This is a genomic window from Lysobacter sp. CA196, assembly GCF_052078695.1.
Classification (GTDB): Bacteria; Pseudomonadota; Gammaproteobacteria; order Xanthomonadales; family Xanthomonadaceae; genus Lysobacter.
The window spans coordinates 329,257-349,387 of the sequence record NZ_JBQJIN010000001.1 but is presented as its reverse complement, the minus strand read 5'-3'; the positions used below and the strand labels follow the sequence as shown (position 1 = coordinate 349,387).

At 64.9% G+C, this 20,131-nt stretch carries 12 protein-coding genes; 8 read left to right on the top strand and 4 right to left on the bottom strand.

From position 1 onward, the window contains the following. Positions 1 to 67: 67 nt before the first annotated feature. Positions 68 to 2,968 (bottom strand): protein kinase domain-containing protein, encoded by a 2,901-nt coding sequence (locus ACTOWK_RS01405; protein ID WP_441328426.1) that lies wholly within the window; start codon positions 2,966 to 2,968, stop codon positions 68 to 70. Positions 2,969 to 2,975: 7 nt separating this feature from the next. After that, a complete protein-coding gene (locus tag ACTOWK_RS01400; protein ID WP_441328425.1) occupies positions 2,976 to 3,587 on the bottom strand; it encodes an ECF-type sigma factor in 612 nt (203 codons plus the stop codon). A 235-nt stretch (positions 3,588 to 3,822) separates the two neighbouring features. Here ACTOWK_RS01400 and ACTOWK_RS01395 point away from each other — a divergent pair, with 235 nt between their 5' ends. From ACTOWK_RS01395 to ACTOWK_RS01360, 8 genes are all read left to right on the top strand, one after another. Beyond that, the gene (locus ACTOWK_RS01395) at positions 3,823 to 8,859 is read left to right on the top strand and encodes an ESPR-type extended signal peptide-containing protein (RefSeq protein WP_441328424.1); all 5,037 of its coding nucleotides are present in this window, start codon (positions 3,823 to 3,825) and stop codon (positions 8,857 to 8,859) included. A gap of 84 nt (positions 8,860 to 8,943) precedes the next feature. After that, positions 8,944 to 9,768 carry an outer membrane protein assembly factor BamE domain-containing protein gene (bamE, locus tag ACTOWK_RS01390; protein WP_441328423.1) on the top strand — a complete coding sequence of 275 codons (825 nt, stop codon included), beginning with the start codon at positions 8,944 to 8,946 and terminating at the stop codon, positions 9,766 to 9,768. A 164-nt stretch (positions 9,769 to 9,932) separates the two neighbouring features. Next, a complete protein-coding gene (locus ACTOWK_RS01385) occupies positions 9,933 to 10,472 on the top strand; it encodes a transposase (protein WP_441328422.1) in 540 nt (179 codons plus the stop codon). 429 nt (positions 10,473 to 10,901) lie between these two features. Continuing rightward, positions 10,902 to 11,282 (top strand): putative hemolysin, encoded by a 381-nt coding sequence (locus ACTOWK_RS01380; RefSeq protein WP_441328421.1) that lies wholly within the window; start codon positions 10,902 to 10,904, stop codon positions 11,280 to 11,282. 156 nt (positions 11,283 to 11,438) lie between these two features. Further along, positions 11,439 to 12,638 (top strand): serine hydrolase domain-containing protein, encoded by a 1,200-nt coding sequence (locus tag ACTOWK_RS01375; protein WP_441328420.1) that lies wholly within the window; start codon positions 11,439 to 11,441, stop codon positions 12,636 to 12,638. Between the two features lie 284 nt (positions 12,639 to 12,922). After that, positions 12,923 to 13,489 (top strand): SRPBCC domain-containing protein, encoded by a 567-nt coding sequence (locus ACTOWK_RS01370; protein ID WP_441328419.1) that lies wholly within the window; start codon positions 12,923 to 12,925, stop codon positions 13,487 to 13,489. Further along, complete coding sequence (locus ACTOWK_RS01365) at positions 13,486 to 14,214, top strand: helix-turn-helix domain-containing protein (RefSeq protein ID WP_441328418.1); 729 nt, start codon at positions 13,486 to 13,488, stop codon at positions 14,212 to 14,214. The genes ACTOWK_RS01370 and ACTOWK_RS01365 overlap by 4 nt, the downstream gene beginning before the upstream one ends. Before the next feature lie 38 nt (positions 14,215 to 14,252). Beyond that, on the top strand, positions 14,253 to 15,386 hold the full coding sequence (locus ACTOWK_RS01360; RefSeq protein ID WP_441328417.1) for a hypothetical protein: 1,134 nt from the start codon (positions 14,253 to 14,255) through the stop codon (positions 15,384 to 15,386). Here the strand turns inward: ACTOWK_RS01360 and ACTOWK_RS01355 are convergent. Together ACTOWK_RS01355 and ACTOWK_RS01350 are read right to left on the bottom strand one after the other, a co-directional pair. Next, positions 15,373 to 17,100 carry a cyclic peptide export ABC transporter gene (locus ACTOWK_RS01355; RefSeq protein ID WP_441328416.1) on the bottom strand — a complete coding sequence of 576 codons (1,728 nt, stop codon included), beginning with the start codon at positions 17,098 to 17,100 and terminating at the stop codon, positions 15,373 to 15,375. The two genes, ACTOWK_RS01360 and ACTOWK_RS01355, sit on opposite strands and share 14 nt — an antisense overlap. Then, complete coding sequence (locus tag ACTOWK_RS01350; RefSeq protein ID WP_441328415.1) at positions 17,097 to 19,622, bottom strand: penicillin acylase family protein; 2,526 nt, start codon at positions 19,620 to 19,622, stop codon at positions 17,097 to 17,099. Before ACTOWK_RS01350 ends, ACTOWK_RS01355 begins: the two co-directional genes overlap by 4 nt. Between the last annotated feature and the right edge of the window lie 509 nt (positions 19,623 to 20,131).

Here is a 20,131-nt window from a genome sequence, read left to right as displayed (position 1 = left end):
CGATCGGCGGCCCGGCACCTCCAGCAATACCGAATCAAGAAACGCATCCATGCGACATGGATGCGGACTACCGCCGTTCTTTTGCAGCGGGGTCGGCTGCCTCGGCCAATAGCCGTTCGGCTCCCGCTATCGCTTTTTGAAGTTTCATGTCCTTGGCGACGGCCAACATCGCTTCGGCTTCCTTGCGCGCTTCAGCCGGCTTGCCCTGCGACAACTTCATCCTGGCCAGGTTCCGCAGCACCTCAAGCTTCAACCCGCGCGGGTCGAATTCCCGGGTTTTTTCCAGATAGTGCAATACGGCGTATAGCTCTTGCTCGGCGTCTGCGTCGTCATGTTGAGCGAGCTTTATGTCGGCCAGTTGCAGCCGCGCGGCGACCACCGCTTTGGCGCTGCCCAAGGCGCGCGCTTCGGCCAGCGCAAGCTCGGCTTGCTGCTTGGCTTCGCCAACCCGACCCAGGATCAGCAAGGACGCAATGTACGGGCGCCGCCAGCGAGCCTTGGCGATCCCTTTGTCGGCCCCGACATCGAGAACTTCTCTGAGCAGCCTTACGGCTTCATCAGCGGCCTTTTTACGTGCATCGTCGTTCGTTTCGGCCGCTGCCTGCTTCGACATCAGCGAAGCCAGGGCGAATTTAGCCTCCAGTACGCGATGATGACCCGCGGGTAGTGCACCCTGTTGAATGCGCAGGCTTTCGCGTGCCAACGCGATCGCGCTCTCGGTATCGCCGAGGCCGTAGCGCGACAAGGCCACGATCCGCATTGAATTGGCGGTTCGTATGCTCGTCTCGCCATAGGCCTTGCGATAGATGTCCAGGCCGCGTACCGCCGCCGCCTGGCCCTCTTTCAGGTTCCCGTTCGCCGCGAGCGCATTGCCCAGGGTCATCCAATCCCCGCCTGTTTGCGGGTGTTCGCTGCCCCAGCGCTTCTCGTCGCGCGAAACGGCTTCCTGCGCAAGCCGGACGGCTTCGTTCGCGTCGATGAAGGTCAAGGATATGATCAGACCGTCGCGTGCCTTCTCGGCGACGTCGGTCCGATTCTTTGCCAGCGCTTCAGCGCGTTCCGACAGTTTCGCCGCTTCGGAAAACCTGTCCTGGTTGTGCAGCCGTTTGGCGCGGATGATGAGCAACTGCGCCAATGGAACAGGGTCGTGCTCTGCCTTGTGTTGCGCTTCGGCTATCAATTTGTCGAGCAGTCGCTCGGCGTCCTGATAGCGGGCGCGGTCCCACAATACTTCCGATAGCTCCACCAGCAAGGCAGCCTTCGTCTCATCGTCGGCTTGTGAAAAGTCCGAACTCGCAATTTCGCGACGGGCGGTTTCCTCGGCTCTGGTGATGTCGCCCTGCTCGCGCAACAGCGCTGTCAGCAGCGTCGAATTCGCCAGGCGCTGCCGAAGATCGCGATTGCCCAGTGCCTCAGCTTCGCGGGCCAGTGCCGTGGCTTTTCGATAGTCGCCGATCGCCAGGTAGCTCCGCGCAAGCGCAGCCAGGCCGTGCGAGAGAACGATCGTGTCGCCGCCCAGGTCCAGCTGGCGCAGGCGGCGTTCGGTGGCTTGGAGCAAAGCGATCGGCTGAAGGCGCGCGCTGCCGATGTTGGAGCGGGTCGCTTCGCCCAGGGTCTTCTCGAACAACTCGCCTACCGCGCGATACGCGGCAAGCTCGTTCTGTGCGCGCAGATACTGCCAGCCGGTGGCAGCGGTGCCAGCCACGAGCGCGAGCACGAGCACTGAGGATATGGCGGCCGCGACCCGGTGCCGTTGGATCATTCGGCCCATGCGGTAGGCCCGGCCGCCTGCTCTGGCCGATACCGGTCGGCACCCCAGCCAGCGCTGCAGGTCGTCATGCAATGCCTCCACCGAGGCGTAGCGCTGTTCCGGGTCTACGGCAACGCAACGCATGGCGATGGCATCCAGATCGCCCCGCAGCCGCCGGGACAGCCTGCGGGCATCGGGTTCGCCACGCTCGGCAACGGCGGTGCTGCCCAGTTGCAGCGCAAGCAGGCTCGGTGCCCGGGGGGGGAGCGCCGTGCCGCGTCCCCTGAGCGGGAGCGCGTTCGCCTGCTCGGCGACCGGCCATTGCCCGCATAGCAAGCGATACAGCACGACGCCCAGAGAGTACACATCCATGGCCGGAGTGGGCGCCGAGCCGTGAAGGATCTCCGGTGCGGCATAACCGGAGCTGATCGCTATCGGCACGCCGGGCGTGGTTCCGCCTGCCTGCAGCAGAATCGCCAGCCCGAAATCCAGCAGCCGTGGCTTGCCTTCCGGGGTCACGAGCAGATTGGAGGGCTTCAGATCCTGGTGCAGAATCCCGCGGCGATGCGCGAATGCCACCGCGTCGCAGGCGGATGCGAGTAGCTGCACTCTCTGGCGCAAGTCGAGCTTGCGCTGATCGCACCAGGCATCGATCGGCGCGCCTTCGACTTTCTGCATGACGAACCAGGGCACGCCGTCGGCATCGACACCGGCGTCGAGCAGCGGCGCGATGTCCGGATGGACCAGGCGCGCCAGCACGTTGCGTTCGATCAGAAAGTTGGCGCGGGTCGCCGGCGACAGCACCGCCGCGCTGATCGTCTTCAACGCCACTTCCTGCTCGTACTGTCCATCGGCCCGATGCGCGCTGTACACGGTTCCCATGCCGCCGCGGCCGAGCACGCCGTCTATCTGCCAGGCCCCCAGCCGGGTCCCGATTCTGCGCTCCATCTCCGGGCTTGGGTCGGAGGAGGGAGCCGACGAATGGGAGGGCAGCAGGGACAGCGGCGACGAATCCAGCGGCGAATGGCTTGCGTCCGCGCAGAGCATTTGCGTAAGCGCGTCGTGCAGCGGCGGATCGTCGAGCGAAAGCTGCTGGAGGATCGCGCTGCGTTGCGCGGCGCTGGCCGAAACCAGCTCGCCGAAGAGATCGAGCAGACGCGCAGAGAGCTTCGAACCCGAACCGCCGGGCGAAGTGCTTTCGTCGTCGGAGTGGCCCATCTCGGCCTCAGAGCGGAATCGGCGCTTCGCTCAACTGCGTCTGCAGCCATGCGCGCGCCGTTCGCCAATCGCGGGTGATGGTGCGGGTCGTCACGCCTTCGAGCGCGGCGACTTCGGCTTCGGTCAGCCCACCGAAGTAGCGCAGCTCGACCACGCGTGCCATGCGCTCGTTGACCTTGGACAACTCGTCCAAGGCCTCGTTGAGGGCGATCAACTGCTCGCCCTTGCCGATGTCCGTCTCGGCCATGGCCACGGCTTCCTCCAAGGGCAATTCCTCTGCGCCTTCGCCCCGCTTGATGGTCTGCACCCGGCGTACCTCGTCCACTAACACGAAACGCATCGCCCTGGTCATCAGCAAGGTGAGGTGGCGACGGTTGCTGGGATTCAAGTCCGTGCCGGCCAGCTTCAGCCAGGTTTCGCTGACCAGCGAGGTAGGAGAAAACCCCGACTGTTGAAGCTTGCGCAACTGCGAGCCGGCGATCCGACGAAGGTCGTCGTAGAGCAGGGCGTAGATGCGCTCCCAGGTCGCGGCCTCCTGCCCAGCCGTCTGCCCCAGCAGCCGTGTGATTACGCCCGCCGTGTCGTCGTTCGGAGCTGTAGAGGGGGCAGGAGTAGTCATCTCAGCTCTCTATGAGAACGTGTCGCGCGTCACAGGAAAGTGAATGTCTGAATTGTGCCTCGTATCACGAACTTTGATGACAAGGCAGGCAGGAGCAATCGCCTGATCCGTCGGTTCGGATGACGGGCCAAACGTGTACATCGCCGAAAAATTTCCGGTAAGTCTTTGACATACATGAGAAATATTTCAGCTCTGTCAGAACATTCCTCAGCTACGAAAGATCACTCAAAGACTTATGAACAAATTCTTCAGTCACATCTGGAATCCGAGCCTGAACCAATGGGTGGTGGCATCGGAACTGGCCAGCAACGGCCGCAACAGAGCTGTCGGCGGTAAGCGTCGCTCTGGTCACCAGCATACGGCGCTCGCTGCCGCTTTGGCCTCCGTATTGATGTCGTCGGGCTGGCTGATGCCAGCGGCATCGGCATGGGCTGCGGATGCGGTATGTAGGGACGCTATTACGGGTCTACCTGTAGGCACGGCGTCGGGCAGCGGCGACGAGGTGGCTTGTGGTCAGGGCGCTGTAGCCTCTGGCGCGAATGCGATCGCTATCGGGCGCAACGCGGTAGCCGCAGGTACGAATGATCTCTACGTGGGCGATGGCGCCGGGGTAGGGGGACTGGCTTCCAATGCGGGCAATATCGGCATCGGCGCCGGCGCCGGCAATGGCGTTAGCGGAAACTATAACGCCGCCGTCGGATTCGAGGCAGGGCAGCGGATAAAGGGAGATACGGCCGCCGCTGGCGAATACAACTCGGCTTTCGGTTTTCGTGCCGGGCAGGATGTTACCGGTCATTACAATACTGCTGTCGGATCGTACGCTGGGCGCTACGTCACCGGACGGAACAATAATTCGCAGGGTAGTCTGGCAGGCAACAATGTTGCCGGCGACTACAACAATGCGATAGGCAGCTCGGCGGGCCAGAATGTGGCCGGCAGCTCGCAAACTGCGGTGGGAAACAATGCCGGCAGCAATATCGTGGGCGCTCACAATACGGGTGTCGGAGCCGACTCCGGCAGGTACGTTGCAGGCGACGACAACTCCGCTTTCGGTTATGCGGCGGGCAATGATGTCAGGGGCAGCAATAATTTAGCTGTAGGTGCCTTCTCGGCAGACAGCATCAACGGAAGCAATAACACGGCGTTTGGCGCTTATGCGGGGCGCGGCGTTTTCGGGTCGGACAATACCGCGATCGGCACCTACGCGGGATGGCAGGCTAATGGCGACAATAATGTCGCGATAGGCCGGGAATCGGGCCAGCGGGCCGGGGGCAGTTTCAATGCCGTCATGGGCTATCAAGCGGGTCGAGATGTAAAGGGCAATAGCAACTACGCTGCTGGCACGTTTGCCGGCAATAGCGTAGTCGGCAATAACAACATAGCTGTCGGCAATGGCGCCGGCAAAAATGTTTCTGCCGACGATACGATCAGCTTGGGCAGCAATGCCAGGGCTAGCGCAAACAAGGCCGTCGCTATCGGCGCCGACACGCAGGCCTTGGGCGTCAACACGATTGCCATCGGTACCGGCGCCGTCGCCAAGGCTTCAGTTGCCGTTGGTGCGGGCGCACAGGCGGGTGGAGGTGGGGCCGCTTTTGGCGATGGCGCTATCGCGACGTCCAATGGCGGCAGCGGCGGTGCTGCGTTCGGCAAGAATGCGAGCGCAGACAACGTCGACAACGGCACCGCGCTTGGCTCGAATGCAGCGGTGACAACCGCCAACAGCGTGGCGTTGGGTGCGAACAGCACGACGATGACCGCGGTGGCCACGCCGAGCGGCGTCATCGGCGGCAGGACCTATACGTACGCAGGCGCAGTGCCAGTGGGCGTAGTCTCGGTCGGTTCGGTCGGAAACGAGCGCCAGATCGCTAACGTGGCCGCGGGCCGCGTCAACGCGACCAGCACCGATGCGGTCAACGGTTCGCAACTGCACGCCACCAATCTGGCCATCGAGAATGTTGCAGGTCAGGCGACCCACTATTACAGCACCAACGATGGCGGGACACCTACTGGAAACTACAACAATGACGGTGCGACCGGCATCAGTTCCTTGGCCGCCGGCATCGGTGCGACCGCGGCCGGCAGTCATTCGGTAGCAGTGGGAGTGGGAGCCAACGCAGCCGGCTCATTGAGCGTGGCCGTTGGCAGTGGCGCCGGGTCGGGCACCACAAATGAAAAAGGGAGCACGTTCGTAGGTGCGATAGCAGGATCGAATTCCAGCGGGAACAACAACACGGCGATTGGTATCAGCTCTGGGCAATCGGTTCGCGGTGAGAGCAATACGAGTATCGGCAGTGGCGCCGGCTCGTTTCTGACTGGCGACCGAAACACGAATATCGGCCTCCTCGCGGGCCTCCAGTCGACGGGCAGCGGAAACAGCTATCTGGGTTTCGGTGCGGGTGCGGCTGCGGCCGGCGACAACAATGTTGCATTCGGCCCAGAGGGACGATCGTTCTCTACAGGCAACAGCAACATCGGCATGGGTCAATATTCGGGGTTTTTCTCCCAAGGCGACCACAACGTCGCGCTGGGCGCATATGCCGGGAACGGGGTGCAGGGCAACGGTAACGTAGCGCTCGGCAAACAGGCCGGCGCTGACGTGACGTTGGACGCCGACGGTTTTATCGTCGGGTTGAACCCGGTAATCGCCAACGACACCGTGGCGCTCGGAACGCAGGCGCTGGCCAGTGCGGATGGGGCGATCGCGCTGGGCAAGAACTCGAAGTCCAGCGGCGTCGACGCCGTCGCGATCGGCACCGGCGCCACCGCAACCGGTTCGGTAGCCATCGGTGCGGGCGCGTCCGCCGGTGCCGGCGGCACCGCCTTGGGCGACGGCTCGGTCGCGACGGTTGCGGGCGGCGTGGCATTGGGTAAAGGCTCGGTCGAGGCGGCGGCGGTCGGCACTGCTTCGACCACCATTCTCGGCAAGGTCTATAACTTCGCCGGGACCGCCCCGCAAAGTACCGTGAGCATCGGTAGCGTGGGCGCCGAGCGCACCTTGACCAACCTCGCCGCAGGCCGCATCGGCGCCACCAGCACCGATGCGATCAACGGCTCGCAGCTGTTCGCTACCCACCAGGCCATCGACGCGCTGGGCGACCAGGCGGTGCGCTATGACCTGAACCCGGACGGCACGGTCAACTACAACAGCGTGACCCTCAATCCGGGCGGTACGGGGCCGACCACCATCACCAATGTCGCGGCGGGCGTGAACCCGAGCGATGCGGTGAACGTGAGTCAGCTGACCCAGACCAGCATCGAACTGACCTCCAAGGGCCTGAATTTCACCGGCAACGACAACGCCGCCGGCGATGTGCATCGCGACCTGGGCCAGACGCTGGCGATCAAGGGCGATGCGACCACGGCCGGGACCTACAGCGGCGGCAACCTGAAGACGGTGACCGACCCGGCTACGGGTGCGATCCAGTTGCAGATGGCGGATGCGCCGAAGTTCGGCAACGTGACGATCAACGAAGGCGGCACGGGCAAGATCGGCGGCGTGACCGCCGGTACCGCGGACACCGACGCGGTGAACGTGTCGCAGTTGAACGAGGTCAACACCACCGCCAACAAGGGTTGGAACGTGAGCGCGCAGGGCGCCAACAGCAGCAACGTGGCGCCGGGCGAGACGGTGGACCTGAGCAACAGCGATGGCAACATCGTGGTCAGCAAGACGGCCGACAGCGACAACGTCAGCTTCAATCTCGCGAAGGACCTGAAGGTCGACAGCGTGACCGCCGGCAACACCACGATCAACAACCAAGGCCTGACCATCGTCGGTGGCCCGAGCGTCACCAATGTCGGGATCGACGCCGGCGGCACGAAGATCGTCAACGTCGCCGCGGGCACCGACCCGACCGATGCGGTCAATGTCTCGCAGCTGACCGACGCGGTTGTCGCGAACAAGACCAAGTACTACAGCGTCAACTCCAGCGGCGGCGGCAACGAGAACAACGACGGCGCCACCGGTGCGGATGCCATCGCCGCGGGCAAGGATGCCGAGGCTACGGGCGAGGAGAGCGTGGCGGTAGGCCTGGGGGCGAAGGCAAGCGATAAGGACGCCCTCGCGTTCGGTTCGGGCGCGCAAGCCTTGACCCTCAACAGTCTGGCCATCGGCGCAGGCGCGCAAGCCACCCATGCCAACAGCGTGGCGCTCGGTGCCGGTTCGGCCACCACGGTCGGCGCGCAAAGCGGATACAACGCCGCCTATGTCGGCAGCAGCAACTCGACCGGCGAAGTGAACATCGGCGGGCGCACGATGACCGGCGTGGCGCCGGGCATTGCCGGTACGGATGCGGTGAACGTCGACCAGCTCAAGGCCGGCACGGATTCTTCCATCCAGTACACCAACACCCAGATCAGCACCGTCAACACGCGCATCGACAACCTCGACAACCGAGTCACCAACGTCGAGGGCGACATCACCAACATCAAGACCGATGTCGCCAACATCGACAACCGGGTGACCAACGTCGAAGGCTCGGTCACCCAGATCGGCGACACGGTGAACAAGTTCGATAACCGCGTTACCAATGTCGAGAACGGCGCCTCGGGCATGTTCCAGGTCAGCCAGGACCACAACTCGCCGCCGCCGCGCCCGACCGGGACCAACTCGGCCGCGGGCGGTGCCGGTGCGGCCGCGGCCGGCAACAACGCGTTGGCCGTCGGCAACGGCAGCAGCGCTTCGGGAGGCAACAGCTCGGCCATCGGCACTGGCGCCTCTGCATCGGCCACTGCGAGCACGGCGGTCGGCTACGGCGCCCGCGCGACCCACGCCAACAGTGTTGCGCTCGGCGCCGGGTCGGCTACGACCGTCGGAGCCCAGGCCAACTACAACGCAGCCTATGTGGGCCGCAGCACTTCGACGGGCGAAGTGAACATGGGCGGGCGCACCGTGACTGGCGTCGCGCCGGGCATCGCGGGTACCGACGCGGTCAACGTGAGCCAGCTCAACGCAGGCGTCAACCATGCGATCACCCAGGCCAACAACTACACCGACAGCCGGATCAACCAGATCGAGAACGACGTCTGGACGCTGAACCGTAATTACCGGGGCGCGACCGCCTCGGCGATGGCCATGGCGGGTTTGCCGCAGGCCTACCTGCCGGGCAAGAGCATGCTCGCGGTCGGCGTCGGCGGATACCAGAGCGAAGTCGGCCTGGCGGTCGGCCTGTCGGGCGTTACCGAGAACGGGCGCTACGTCTACAAAGCGCAGGCCAGCGGAAACACCGCACGCGAGTGGGGGTTCTCGGTGGGCGCAGGCATCCAGTGGTAACGGCAGAGCTGCCCAGGCTCTAAGCGGGCTTGCGTCGCCAGGACGCGACGCAGGCTGCTAAACAAACACATCCAGGTAAAAACAATGAAAAGCGCTCTTCTCCATCGGCTGGGGTTGTTCACCCTGGCCGTCTCGATTGCCGCAGTCGGTACCGGGTGCGGCACCCGCCATGTCAGCCGCGACATCGCCCCCGACGGCACCGCGCGGGATGTCGTTTTTCCCGATAGAAACCGCATCGTTCTCAAGGACGGCACCTTCCCGAACATCGACAACCTGCGCACGATCGGCCCGGGGGTAACGAAAGACCAGTTGTCCGCCCTGGTCGGCAGGCCCCACTTCCGCGAGGGCTATGCGGGCGTACGCGAATGGGACTATCTGTTCAACTTCAAGATGGCCGACGGCGAAATCGCGCAGTGCCAATACAAGGTCATATTCGATAGCGGCTACAAGGGACGAAGCTTCCATTGGTCCCCGGCTTCCTGCGCCGACATCCTCAAGCCGGTGGCCGATGTGGACGACCTTCCGACCCCTTCGCGGTCGGTGACGCTATCGTCCGATGCGCTGTTCCAGTTCGGTCGGGGCGACCTCGCCGGGATGAAAGAACAAGGCCGCGCTGAACTCATGGAGATGGCTGGAAACCTCAAGGGCCTTCGCTCGGTGCGCGAAATCCGGATCAAAGGCCATACGGACAGAATCGGCAGCGACCTTGCCAATAAGACCCTGTCGACGCTGCGCGCGTCGACGGTCCGTCGGTTTCTGCTGGACCAAGGCGTCGGCGCACCGATCTCCGCAATGGGCGTCGGCAGCGACGAGCCCGTGAAAGCCTGCAGCCTGCGCGATCGCGCCGAGCTAATCGGATGCCTGGCGCCGAACCGCCGCGTCGAAGTGCAGGTTGACGGGGCGAAATAGAACTGGATGGCTGTGCGGCTGCAATGCGCGCGCAAGTTCAGTGCTTTCAATGGGTCCCGCCTGCACGAAAAACGGCGGGGCGCGTTCTCAAGCCGGGAACGGCGTAATGCACTGCGTTTCGAACGGGCAGAGGCATGTCGTTCAGTCGAGACAAGAAGGGCCAGATGAAGAAGACGAAAGGTCGATTGGTTCAGTTGAACGACGAGCAGTGGGCCCTGTTCGTCGCGATGTTGTCGGGAAGAAGGGCGGCCATAGCGACGAATCGGCCGGCCATCTACCGGGACTTCGTCAATGCGGTGCTCTGGGTCCTGTCTACAAGAAGTGCATGGACCGAGCTGCCGAAAGAGTTCGGCTCGTCGCGTGCGGTGTATGTGCGCTACCTGCGATGGAACGAGCGACGCGTCTGGAACTCCCTGGGTGCGGTTTTCGGAGAGCACAGCGCCGTCCACAGAGAGGTGCTCAGGCGGGACGGAGGCCTGACTCGAAACAGAGAGCGGATCAGTCGTGCGGCTTCCAAATGCCAGGAAAATTACGGGAAGGCGCAAGGCGAACGGGGCAATGAGAACCCTCGCCAGCAGTACGGCACTCGTCGCGAACACGATGGCCGCCACGCAAGTTCGCCTCCCCATGCCGAGGGAATCGGCGAGAGCGACGCCGCTACCCAAGAGAAACGACACGCGCTTTGTGGAAACGGATTCGTTTGAACCGCAGAGGGCTCCAGTCGACGACTGGGGTGCCGCAAGTGCACGGGCCGGAGGCCTTGTTCGAATGCCATTAATCCCCGTATGCAGTTGTACCCCGTCGATTGTTTCGGATCTCTTCTGTGATGCCTGCGTCGGCTCTTTCGGCGAGGGCGAATAGCGTGGTTCTGGACGAAAAAGACGTCGTTGAGTTCGTGGTGGTCAGCACGATCGACACGGTGCTGGGGTCGATTACGGTGTCTGTTCGTAGCGAGACCGATGAGGCGGCAAACATGCTGCATGGTCTCTGCGGGGCCTGGATACAGCATGCGCTCGGGTCGTTCGCTCCCATTGTCGAGCCCCACCGCTCAGATAGAGATTCATAGAGCCCTGGCCGGGTAGGTGGAGCAAGTGGCCGTCGAGAAGCGATGCGAGTACCACGAGTGCAAGTGAATGATCGAGCTGTACGGGCTGCTGCTCGCTGCTCGATTGCCGGTCGATATGAATATTTTGATCAATCAATCCTCATCAAGCAGAAGGTTCCGGATGAAATTCAACTATCAGTATGTCGTGGCCTGCGTCGTGGCCGTTGCTTTGGCGTCCTGCGTCAACGCGTTGGACAAGGGCAAGAAGAGCGAAGGCACAGAGCTTGTTCCCCGTGTCGGCGTGGCCAATCCCGCATCCGTTCATTGCGTGAAGCTCGGCGGAAAGTTGGAGACGAGGAAGGACAAGGACGGTGGCGAGTACGGCATGTGCAAGCTGCCTGATGGCCGGAAATGTGAAGAGTGGTCGCTGTTTCGCGACGCGAAGTGTGTGGACGGCGCGGCAGAGTGAGTCGCAACGACTGCTCGACAAGCACGGTCATGCCCGAATAAGGGCTGTTGCCAGCGGATGTTCCAAGCGAACTGTCCTGCTTCCCGCCCTGTCTCTGCTGGCTGCTTCTGGCGGGATGTCGGCTAGACGATCCAATCAAGAAGGAAGGAATGCGCCATGTCAGTCCAGCGGTTCAGTTTGCGCATCGGCGTACCGCCGGTGCATTTCGCCGCGCGTGTCGATGCGGTTGTCGACCGAGCTCTCGCCGACCAACGTCTGGTCGGTGCGGTAGTGCTGGTCGCCAAGGACGGCGAACTTATCCATCGGCGTGCAGCCGGCAGCGCTGATCGCGAAGCGATGCGGACGATGACCGAGGACACGCTATTCCGCCTGGCCTCGGTGAGTAAACCGATCGTCTCCACGGCGGCGATGGTGCTGGTCGGGCAGGGGCGGCTCAAGCTGGACGAAGGCATCGAACGCTGGCTGCCCGATTTCCAGCCGCGTTTGCCCGGCGCCGGGGCGGTACACATTACGCCCCGGCATCTGTTGAGCCACATGGCCGGTCTCGGCTATCGCTTCTTCGAGGCCGACGACAGCGGCCCGTATGCTCAGGCTGGCGTTTCCGATGGTATGGACATGACCGGCATCACGCTCGCTGAGAACCTGCGGCGCCTTGCCAGCGTACCGCTGTTGTATGCGCCGGGAACTTCGTGGGCCTACTCGTTGGCTATCGACGTGCTGGGCGCAGTGATCGAGCGGGTCTGCGACCAGCCGCTGGACGAGGCCGTGCAAGCGTTGGTGACCGGGCCGCTGGGTATGAACGACACCGGCTTCGTTGCGCGCGATGCGGACCGACTGGCAACGGCTTACGTCAACGACACTCCTGCGCCGCGTCGCATGCGAGAGCTGGAGGTCGTCTCTGCCTTCGAAAGCGCGGTCGGCATCCGTTTCGCACCGGCGCGTGCCTTCGATGTCGGCGCGTTTCCATCCGGCGGAGTAGGCATGGTCGGCAGTGCTGGGGATTTCCTGCGCTTGCTGGAAATGCTGCGCAAGGGTGGTAGTCCCTTGCTGCCGCCTGTATTGGTAGAGGAAATGGGTCGTGACCAGACCCATGGATTTACGCTGCCGGATGCCCCTGGGTTCGGTTTTGGCCTGGGCTTTTCGGTGCTGCGGGATCCGCGCGCCGCCGCCTCGCCTGAGTCGCCAGGCACTTGGCGCTGGGGTGGTGCGTACGGGCACTCATGGTTCGTCGATCTTGCACAGGGCCTCAGCGTGGTGGCTTTCACCAACACCCTGTACGAAGGCATGTCCGGGACTTTCGTCACCGACCTGCGGGATGCGGTCTATGGCGCCGACACGAAGGCGGGCCGCGGGTGACTGCCGGGCGTCTGTTTCCTCATCGTGCGGGGATCTATTGATTTGTGGGTGGTGGATTCGCCGAGAACACAAGCTAACGTAACCCGAACGCATCGCTGGCCGCAGGTTCATCGATCTGGACGGCTCTGGGGCCGTTTCTCCCGGTTCGGCGAGAGAGGCCGGCCCCGGACCCCAACTTTCGTCGCTTGCGCGGGCCTGGGCGGCGGTTCCTAATCTCCTCGACAGCCGGCGCGGCCGGCGAGGGGAGAGCGGCGATGCGCAGGCTCGGACTGGATCGGATCGGGTTGGGTCGAATCGTATGGGGCGGGGCGATGGCGTTCGCCTTGCTGGGCGCGGGCAATGCCGCGGCTGCGGTCAAGGAAGCGGCGCCCAACGGTTTCACCGTCGAGAACGAGCAGGTGGTCGCGGTCGACCCGGATACCGCATGGAAGGCCCTGGTCGAGGACGTCGACCGCTGGTGGCCCAAGGACCACACCTGGTGGGGCGCCGAATCGACTCTGTCGATCGATGCCCGCGCCGGCGGCTGCTTCTGCGAGATCGGTCGCGACGGCAAGCGCCAGGCCCAACACATGACCATCGGCTTCGTCGACCCGGGCAAGACCCTGCGCATGCTCGGCGGCCTCGGGCCGCTGCAGGGCATGGGCCTGAGCGGAGCGATGGAATTCCGCCTGAGCCCGGCCAAGGACGGCGGTACCCGCATCGTCCTGTACTACCGCGCCGGCGGTTATACGCCCGACGATCTGAGCAAGTTCGTCGCGGTGATCGACCGGGTGCAGGGGCTGCAACTCGGCGGCCTGGCCGACTATCTGCGGCGTGGGCACGAGCAGCCCAAGGCCGGCTCCGACCGGTGAGTTCGGACGTCGCCTATCCCACTCGCCACGATCGCGGCGCGATCCTGGCGACCCATCGCCACCAAGCGCCGTACGCGGCCTTGGTGCTGGACGGCGACTACACCGAATCGAGTGTCGACGGCCCCTTGTCGTGCAGCCCCGGCACCCTGGTGCTGCATCCGCCGTATCACGCCCATGGCGACCGCTTCGGCCGCCTCGGTGCGAGCGCGATGAACATCGAACTGCCATCCGACCACTTCGCCCTGGCCGCCAGCGCCTGGCAGGTGCACGACTTGCGCGAAGCCCGGGAAGTGTTCGCGCGTTGCCCGCAGCGCCTGCCGGAGCTGCTGGCCTGCGCGACGCCGCAAGCGGCCGTGGTCGTACCCGACTGGCAGGGCGAATTGCTGCGCTCGATGGCTATCTGCGACGACGAGATCGGCACGCTCGCCCGCACGCTCGGCGTGTCCGCCGAACACGCCAGCCGCGCCTTGACCCGTACCTACGGCATGTCGCCGCAGGCGCTGCGGCGCGAGTTGCGTTGGCGCCAGGCGCTGCAGTTGATGGCCGGCAATACTTCGCTCGCCGAGGTCGCCGCCAACGCCGGTTTCAGCGATCAGAGCCATCTGCATCGCGTCGTCCTTGCCCATGCCGGCTGCACGCCGGCGCGGTTGCGCGAGCAGATCCGCCAGCGGCTCAGGCAACAGATCAATTACGTACAAGACCGGACCCTGGCCCTGGCGGCTTAATGGCTCCAACGCGCCGCCGGCGCACAAGGAGCCACGCCATGAACCTGACCCGACTTGCCGCCGCCACGGCCTTGCCCGTCCTGCTCGCCTGGGCGGCGACCGGCGCATCGACGACGGTCCCCGCCAGCGGCCCGATCGCGGCCAAGGCGGTCAACGATGCCATCGGCGCTTCGCTGCGCGCCGACATGCCGACCGCGCTCAGCACCCTGAAGGCGGCGCCGCTGGCCGAATTCAACGCCAGGGACACCGAGTTCCGCGCCTGCATGCTCAGCCGCCACGACCGCAGCGCGCCGCCGTACCTCGCCGGCACCGTCGCCGACCCGTTCGCGCGCAGCGTGCTCGAGCTGTACCAGCGCTACTGGTGGCAGGCGTTGCGCGATCCTGCGGTGCGCCCGGGCGAAGAAACCCGCCTGAAGACCGATCTGGCCGCATTGCTCGGCGAGCCCGCGCCGACGCCGACCGAAGAGGCGTTCGAAGCCTTGAGCGAACGCATCAACGTCGAACTGCGCAAGCGCGGCTTCCATCCGCTGCAAGGCCGCACCCCGCCGTTGTACGACCTGATGCTGTGGGGCGAGCAGGAAGAGCGCCCGTATACCGTCGATCTGCCCAGCGGCGAACGGCAGCCGGTCAAGGTGTTCGTGATGGACGCCTGGGTCAGCCGCGGCTGGGCCCACTACACCTCGTGCGAGCGCACCGGCGCGGCCGGTTGGGCCAAGCCCGAAGGCCTGTATGCGGTGCGCAGTTCCTACGGCGACATGAAGGGCGAGAACTTCCAGGTCAGCTTCCTCGGCCACGAGGCCCAGCACTTCGCCGACATGAAGCGTTGGCCGGACATGCCGGCCTGGACCCTGGAGTACCGCGCCAAGCTGGTCGAACTGGCCCAGGCCGATACCACCCGCGAAAAACTGCTCGACCGTTTCTATCGCAGCCAGGACGACGAGCCCGATCACCCGCATCCCTACGCCAACAAGCGCGTCACCATCGAGGTGGCGACGAAACTCGGCCTGGCTGCGGACGCCGATCTGCGCAAGGCCGATCCCGAAGCGGTGCGCCGTACCGCGCGCGACGTGTTGATCGCCGACACCCAGCGCCGCGAGGCCGAGGGCGATGCGAAGACCGGCGTTACGAAGCCGGACGCCGCATCCGAACCGGCGCCGGTCAGCCGGCCATGACGAAGGCCTGCGCGCGCGGCGACGGCAGTTCCTGCGCCGCGCGCGTCTGGCGACGTTCGACCCGGGCGACCCGGCCTTCTTCCATCACGATCAACTGATCGGCGACATCGAAATAGCGGTCGTCGTGGGTGATCGCGACGATCGCCTTGCCGCGCGCCTTCAGCGCCGGCAGGATCTCGTGATAGAACACGGCCTTGAAGGTCGGGTCCTGGTCGGCGGCCCATTCGTCGAACAAGTACAGCTCCTTGTCGTCGATGATCGAGGCCAGCAGGGCCATGCGCCGGCGCTGGCCGTCGGACAGGGCCAGGGTCGAAAAGCGGCCGTCGCGGTAGCTGACCTTGCGGTCCAGGTGCAGCGCCTTGAGGTAGTGGTCGACCGTCGCCTTGAGCCGGTCGTCGTCGGCGCCGAGGATCTGGTCGAACAGGTGATAGTCCGAATAGATCGCGCTGATCGACTGGCGGTAGGTACCGATCGAATCGTCGCTCACCGCGTGCTCGCCGAAGCGGATCGTGCCGCCGACCGCGCGGTAGTGCAGGGTCAGCAACTTGCTCAGGGTCGACTTGCCGGAGCCGTTGCCGCCGACGATGAAACTGATCTCGCCCTTGCGGAATTCCAGGTCGAGCGGACCGACCCGGAAACCGTCGTCCTTGTCGTCCTTGCTGCCGTGGCGATAGCTGACCTGCTCGAAGCGGACGCTGTCCCAGTCGCGCGCCGGCTCCTGCACGGCCGAGATGGTTTCCTGCGGGATTTCCTCGAACAGCTTGGCCACGCGCTGGATCGACACGCGCGAGATCGAGATCTGCGGCAGGAAACCGAGGATCGCCGAGATCGGCCCGGCGATGTACAGCAGCGCCATGATCACCCCGATCAACTGCTCGTTGCTGATGGTGCGGTAGTTGACCACGATGAACACGATCGAGCCGATCACGAAGAAGCTCAGCAGGTCGCCGTAGTTGCTGGCCGCGCGCAGGATCGTATAGCCGGTCTTCTCGTCCTTTTGCACCGAACGTTCGCAGTGCATCAGCACCTTGTCGAAGAAAGCCTCGCGCTTGGCGTCGTCGAGCTTGAGCTCCTTGATGCCGTGGATCAGGCCCTGGATCGATTCCTGCAGGTGGTCGAAATGCTGGCGCGCGCTGTTGAAATAGCGCCCGCCGATCAGCATCGGGATCTGGTAGGTGACCACGCCGAAGGCGATGCAGCCGAGCACGAACCAGAACAGGTCGGCGTTGAGCACCAGCAAGAAGCCGAGCATGCCGAGCAGCATCACCAGGTTGATCAGCATGTCCGGGAACATGCGCGCGCCCAGCACGATGCGCGGCACGTCCGAGGTCAGGGCGGCGATCAGGCGCGAGTGGCCGATCTTCTCCAGCGCCGACAGCGGCGCCTGGGCGATGCGGTCGTACAGGCGCGTGCGCAGGCTGGAGGCGACGTCGATCGCGACCCGGGTCAGCACCACTTGCGACAAAGTGCGGGTGACCAGGATGAACACGCACACCAGGGTGAACACCAGGGCGAACGGCGCGTTGGCGATCTCCAGCGACAGCAGCCGGGTCGGTGCGGCGGCGACCGTGTGCAGGCGCGGGTCGCCCTGCTTGAGCACGTTCATCACCAGCGGGATCAGCATCGAATAACAGATGCCCGACAGGCCGCCCAACAGGATCGAGAAGAACACCTTGTTGGGCGCGCGGCGCGAATACTCGGCGAACAATTTCATTCGGCGGCTCCTGTGGCCTGGCCGGCCCGTGCGGCGGTGGGGCGGTCGTAGGCCGCCTCCAGCTTGCGATATTCGACGTTGCGGAAGGCTTCGATGCTGTCGTCGTAGTGTGGGCTGAACACGTTGCCGGACTGGCCGGTCGAGTTCATGTAATGGTGCTGCACCGCGTCGCGGCGCAAGGCGATCACCTGGCGGAAGCCGGCGCCGAAGGCTTGCAGATACCCGTCCGAGCCGGCATAGGTGGCGCCGGCGACGTTGATCGAGTTCGGCGAGCCGCCGTTGCCGATGCGGCGCTCGAACAGTTTGTCGAACGGCTTCCACTGGCTGAAGGGCGTGTGCCGATACACCGTGTGCTGGACCTCGCCCCAGCGCCAGCTGTCCATGCTCCAGTCGCCTTTGAGTTTGTACAGCTCCCACAACGCGCGATCCTGCGATACCGCCAAGGCCTGGTCGCAGCTTTCGCGTGCGGCGGTGGCGCGCCGGTCGCACCAGCCATCGGCATCCTTGCGCAACAGCGCGGTCAACTGGTCCAGGCCGACGCCCTCGACCAGGCCGTCGAGAATGTCCTCGCCCTGGGTCTCGCCCCACTTGGCCTGCAGGCGGTCGGCGTAGACGCGCTCGCGAAAATGGCGCATCCAGGCATGGAAGATCGCCGCGGCCTGGCTGTCGGCACGCATGTCGCCGTTCCAGTCCTTGAGATGGCGGGCCGCTTGCTCTGCATGTTCGCCGATCTTGTTCGAGGATTTGTTGTCCGAAAGCCTGCTGTCCGAAAGCCCGGGCAGGCGCTTGCGCAACTCGCCGATCAGCGCCGCCGCTTCCAGGTCCAGGGTGTCGGCCTGGATGCGCTGCATGTCGGCCACGCCCAGGCGCTTGCCGGCGTCGATGCGTTCGCGCAGCAGTTGTTCGATGCGTCGCGCGCGCGCCGGCGAAGCCCAGTCGTGCGAAACGAAATACGGGTAAGCGTCGCCGGCGACTTTGTTGTTGGCGGTGACGATATAGCCCGACGGCGGGTTGTAGCTTTGCGGCCATTGCGCCGGCGGCACTTCGTCGGACCAGCCGTAGGCCTCGTCCCAGCCGGGCGAGGGCAGGGTGCCTTCGCCTTGTTTGCGCAGCGGCAGGCGGCCGGCGCCGAGGTAACCGATGTTGCCCTCGCGGTCGGCGTAGACCATGTTCATCGCCGGGGCGACGTGGAAGGCCAGCGCTTGCCGGAAGCCGTCCCAGTCCTTGGCATAGCCGAGGCGGAAGAACGCTTCGTAGCTGGTGTCGCCGGGGTCGAGCCCGGTCCAGCGCAGCGCCACCGGTTGATCGAACACGCCGTAGCGATCGCTGATGATCGGCCCGTGCCGGCTGGCGCGTACTTTCAGCGCCACCGGCGCGTACTGCTCGCGCAACTGGCGCGGGAAATCGGCGCGCACCTCGATGCGCTCCTCGCGCACCGCGAACGGCTGCCAACCGGCGCCGGTGTCGTAGTGTTCGCTGCCGCGGTCGACGCGCTCGAAGAACAGGTCCTGGGTGTCGGCCATCATGTTGGTACCGCCCCAGGCGAGGCGGTCGTTGCGTCCGAACACCACCACCGGCAGGCCGACCAGGCTCATGCCCGAAGTCTTCAGCCCCGGCGTCTGGATGCTGAGCGGATACCACAAGGACGGAATCTGCAGGCCCAAGTGCGGGTCGTTGGCGAGCAGGGCGGAGCCGTCGGCGCTCAGCCGGCCGGCCACCACCCAGGCGTTGCTGCCGGTGTTCGGCACTGCCAGGCCGTAATCGCGTTGCAGACGCGATTGCAGGCGGCCGAGCGCGGCCAGCGGCGCGGCATTGCGTTCGCCCAGGGCCGCCACCGTGGTCGGCGCGTCGGCGGGGTAATCGGGAAAGAACGGTTTCAGCTGCGCTTCGTCGAGGCCGCGCAGGGCGACGTAGCGCGCCAGTTCGCGCTGGAAATTGCCGCCGAGGTCCAAGGCGAACATCTTGATCCAGGCCAGCGAATCGCGCTCGGTCCAGCGTTCCGGGGCGACGCCGAACACGCGGAACTCGCTCGGCAGCGGATGGCCTTCGCCGATCCAGGCATTGATGCCGGCGGTGTAGGCGGTCAGCGACCGCTGCGCCTGCGGGCTCAGCGCCGGCCATGCGGTGGCGGTGGCGTCGTACAAGCCGAGGGTGCGGAACCAGACGTCGGTGTCGACGCTGTCCTTGCCGAATATCTCGCTGAGACGGCCGCGCGCCAGGCGCCGCTGTAATTCCAACTGCCACAGGCGGTCTTGCGCCTGCGCATAGCCGACCGCGAAGAAAGCGTCGTCGTCGCTCGCGGCCTGGATATGCACCATGCCGTCGGCATCGCGCCGGATCGTCGCCGGTGCCGTTGCGCCGCGGCCGAGCTGCCCACGACTGATCTGCAAGGTGGCCGCTTGCGGCAAGCTCGCCTTCAGCGACGACCAGGTCCAGACCGAAGCGGCCAGCAACGGTACGACGACGATGGCCAGGAACCGCGAGGCGAGCGGAAAGGAACTGAATAATGCAAAAAACTTCACCGATGCTCTCGCCATGATCGTGAAGGGGACGACTCCTTGTCTCCGCCGTCGACGCCGTCCCCACGGAGTGCCGATGCGTACCATCCTTGCAGCCGAAGCGTTCGGCTTCGGTCCGCATCCCGTTTCGGGATGCGATGAGTGCTTGCCGTAGCGCGGCTTCAGCAGCCTGGTACGGTCCGCCCTGGTACGGTCCGCGATGACGCCGCACTCGCGCGTGAGCGGCCATCGCCCTGGGCGGCTCGGCCATGCTCGTGGTCGGGCGTTGCACGCAACGAGACGCGCCATCGCAGCGGGCGAAGCTTACGGGTCCGTGCGGGTAGCTAACGTCGCGCCGGCCTCGATCAGGCCAGTCGGAGCGGGCCGAAGTCCCGGCATGCCCGCCCGCGGCCCATTGCGGCCGTCGACGCACGTCGTGTCCTGTACATCCCCCGGATGCCGTTTGCTGTGTTTCGGATATTTCCCTGTTCCTTGGGGTTTCGATCCTTTCTTTGCAGATTCTTGAGTGCGAT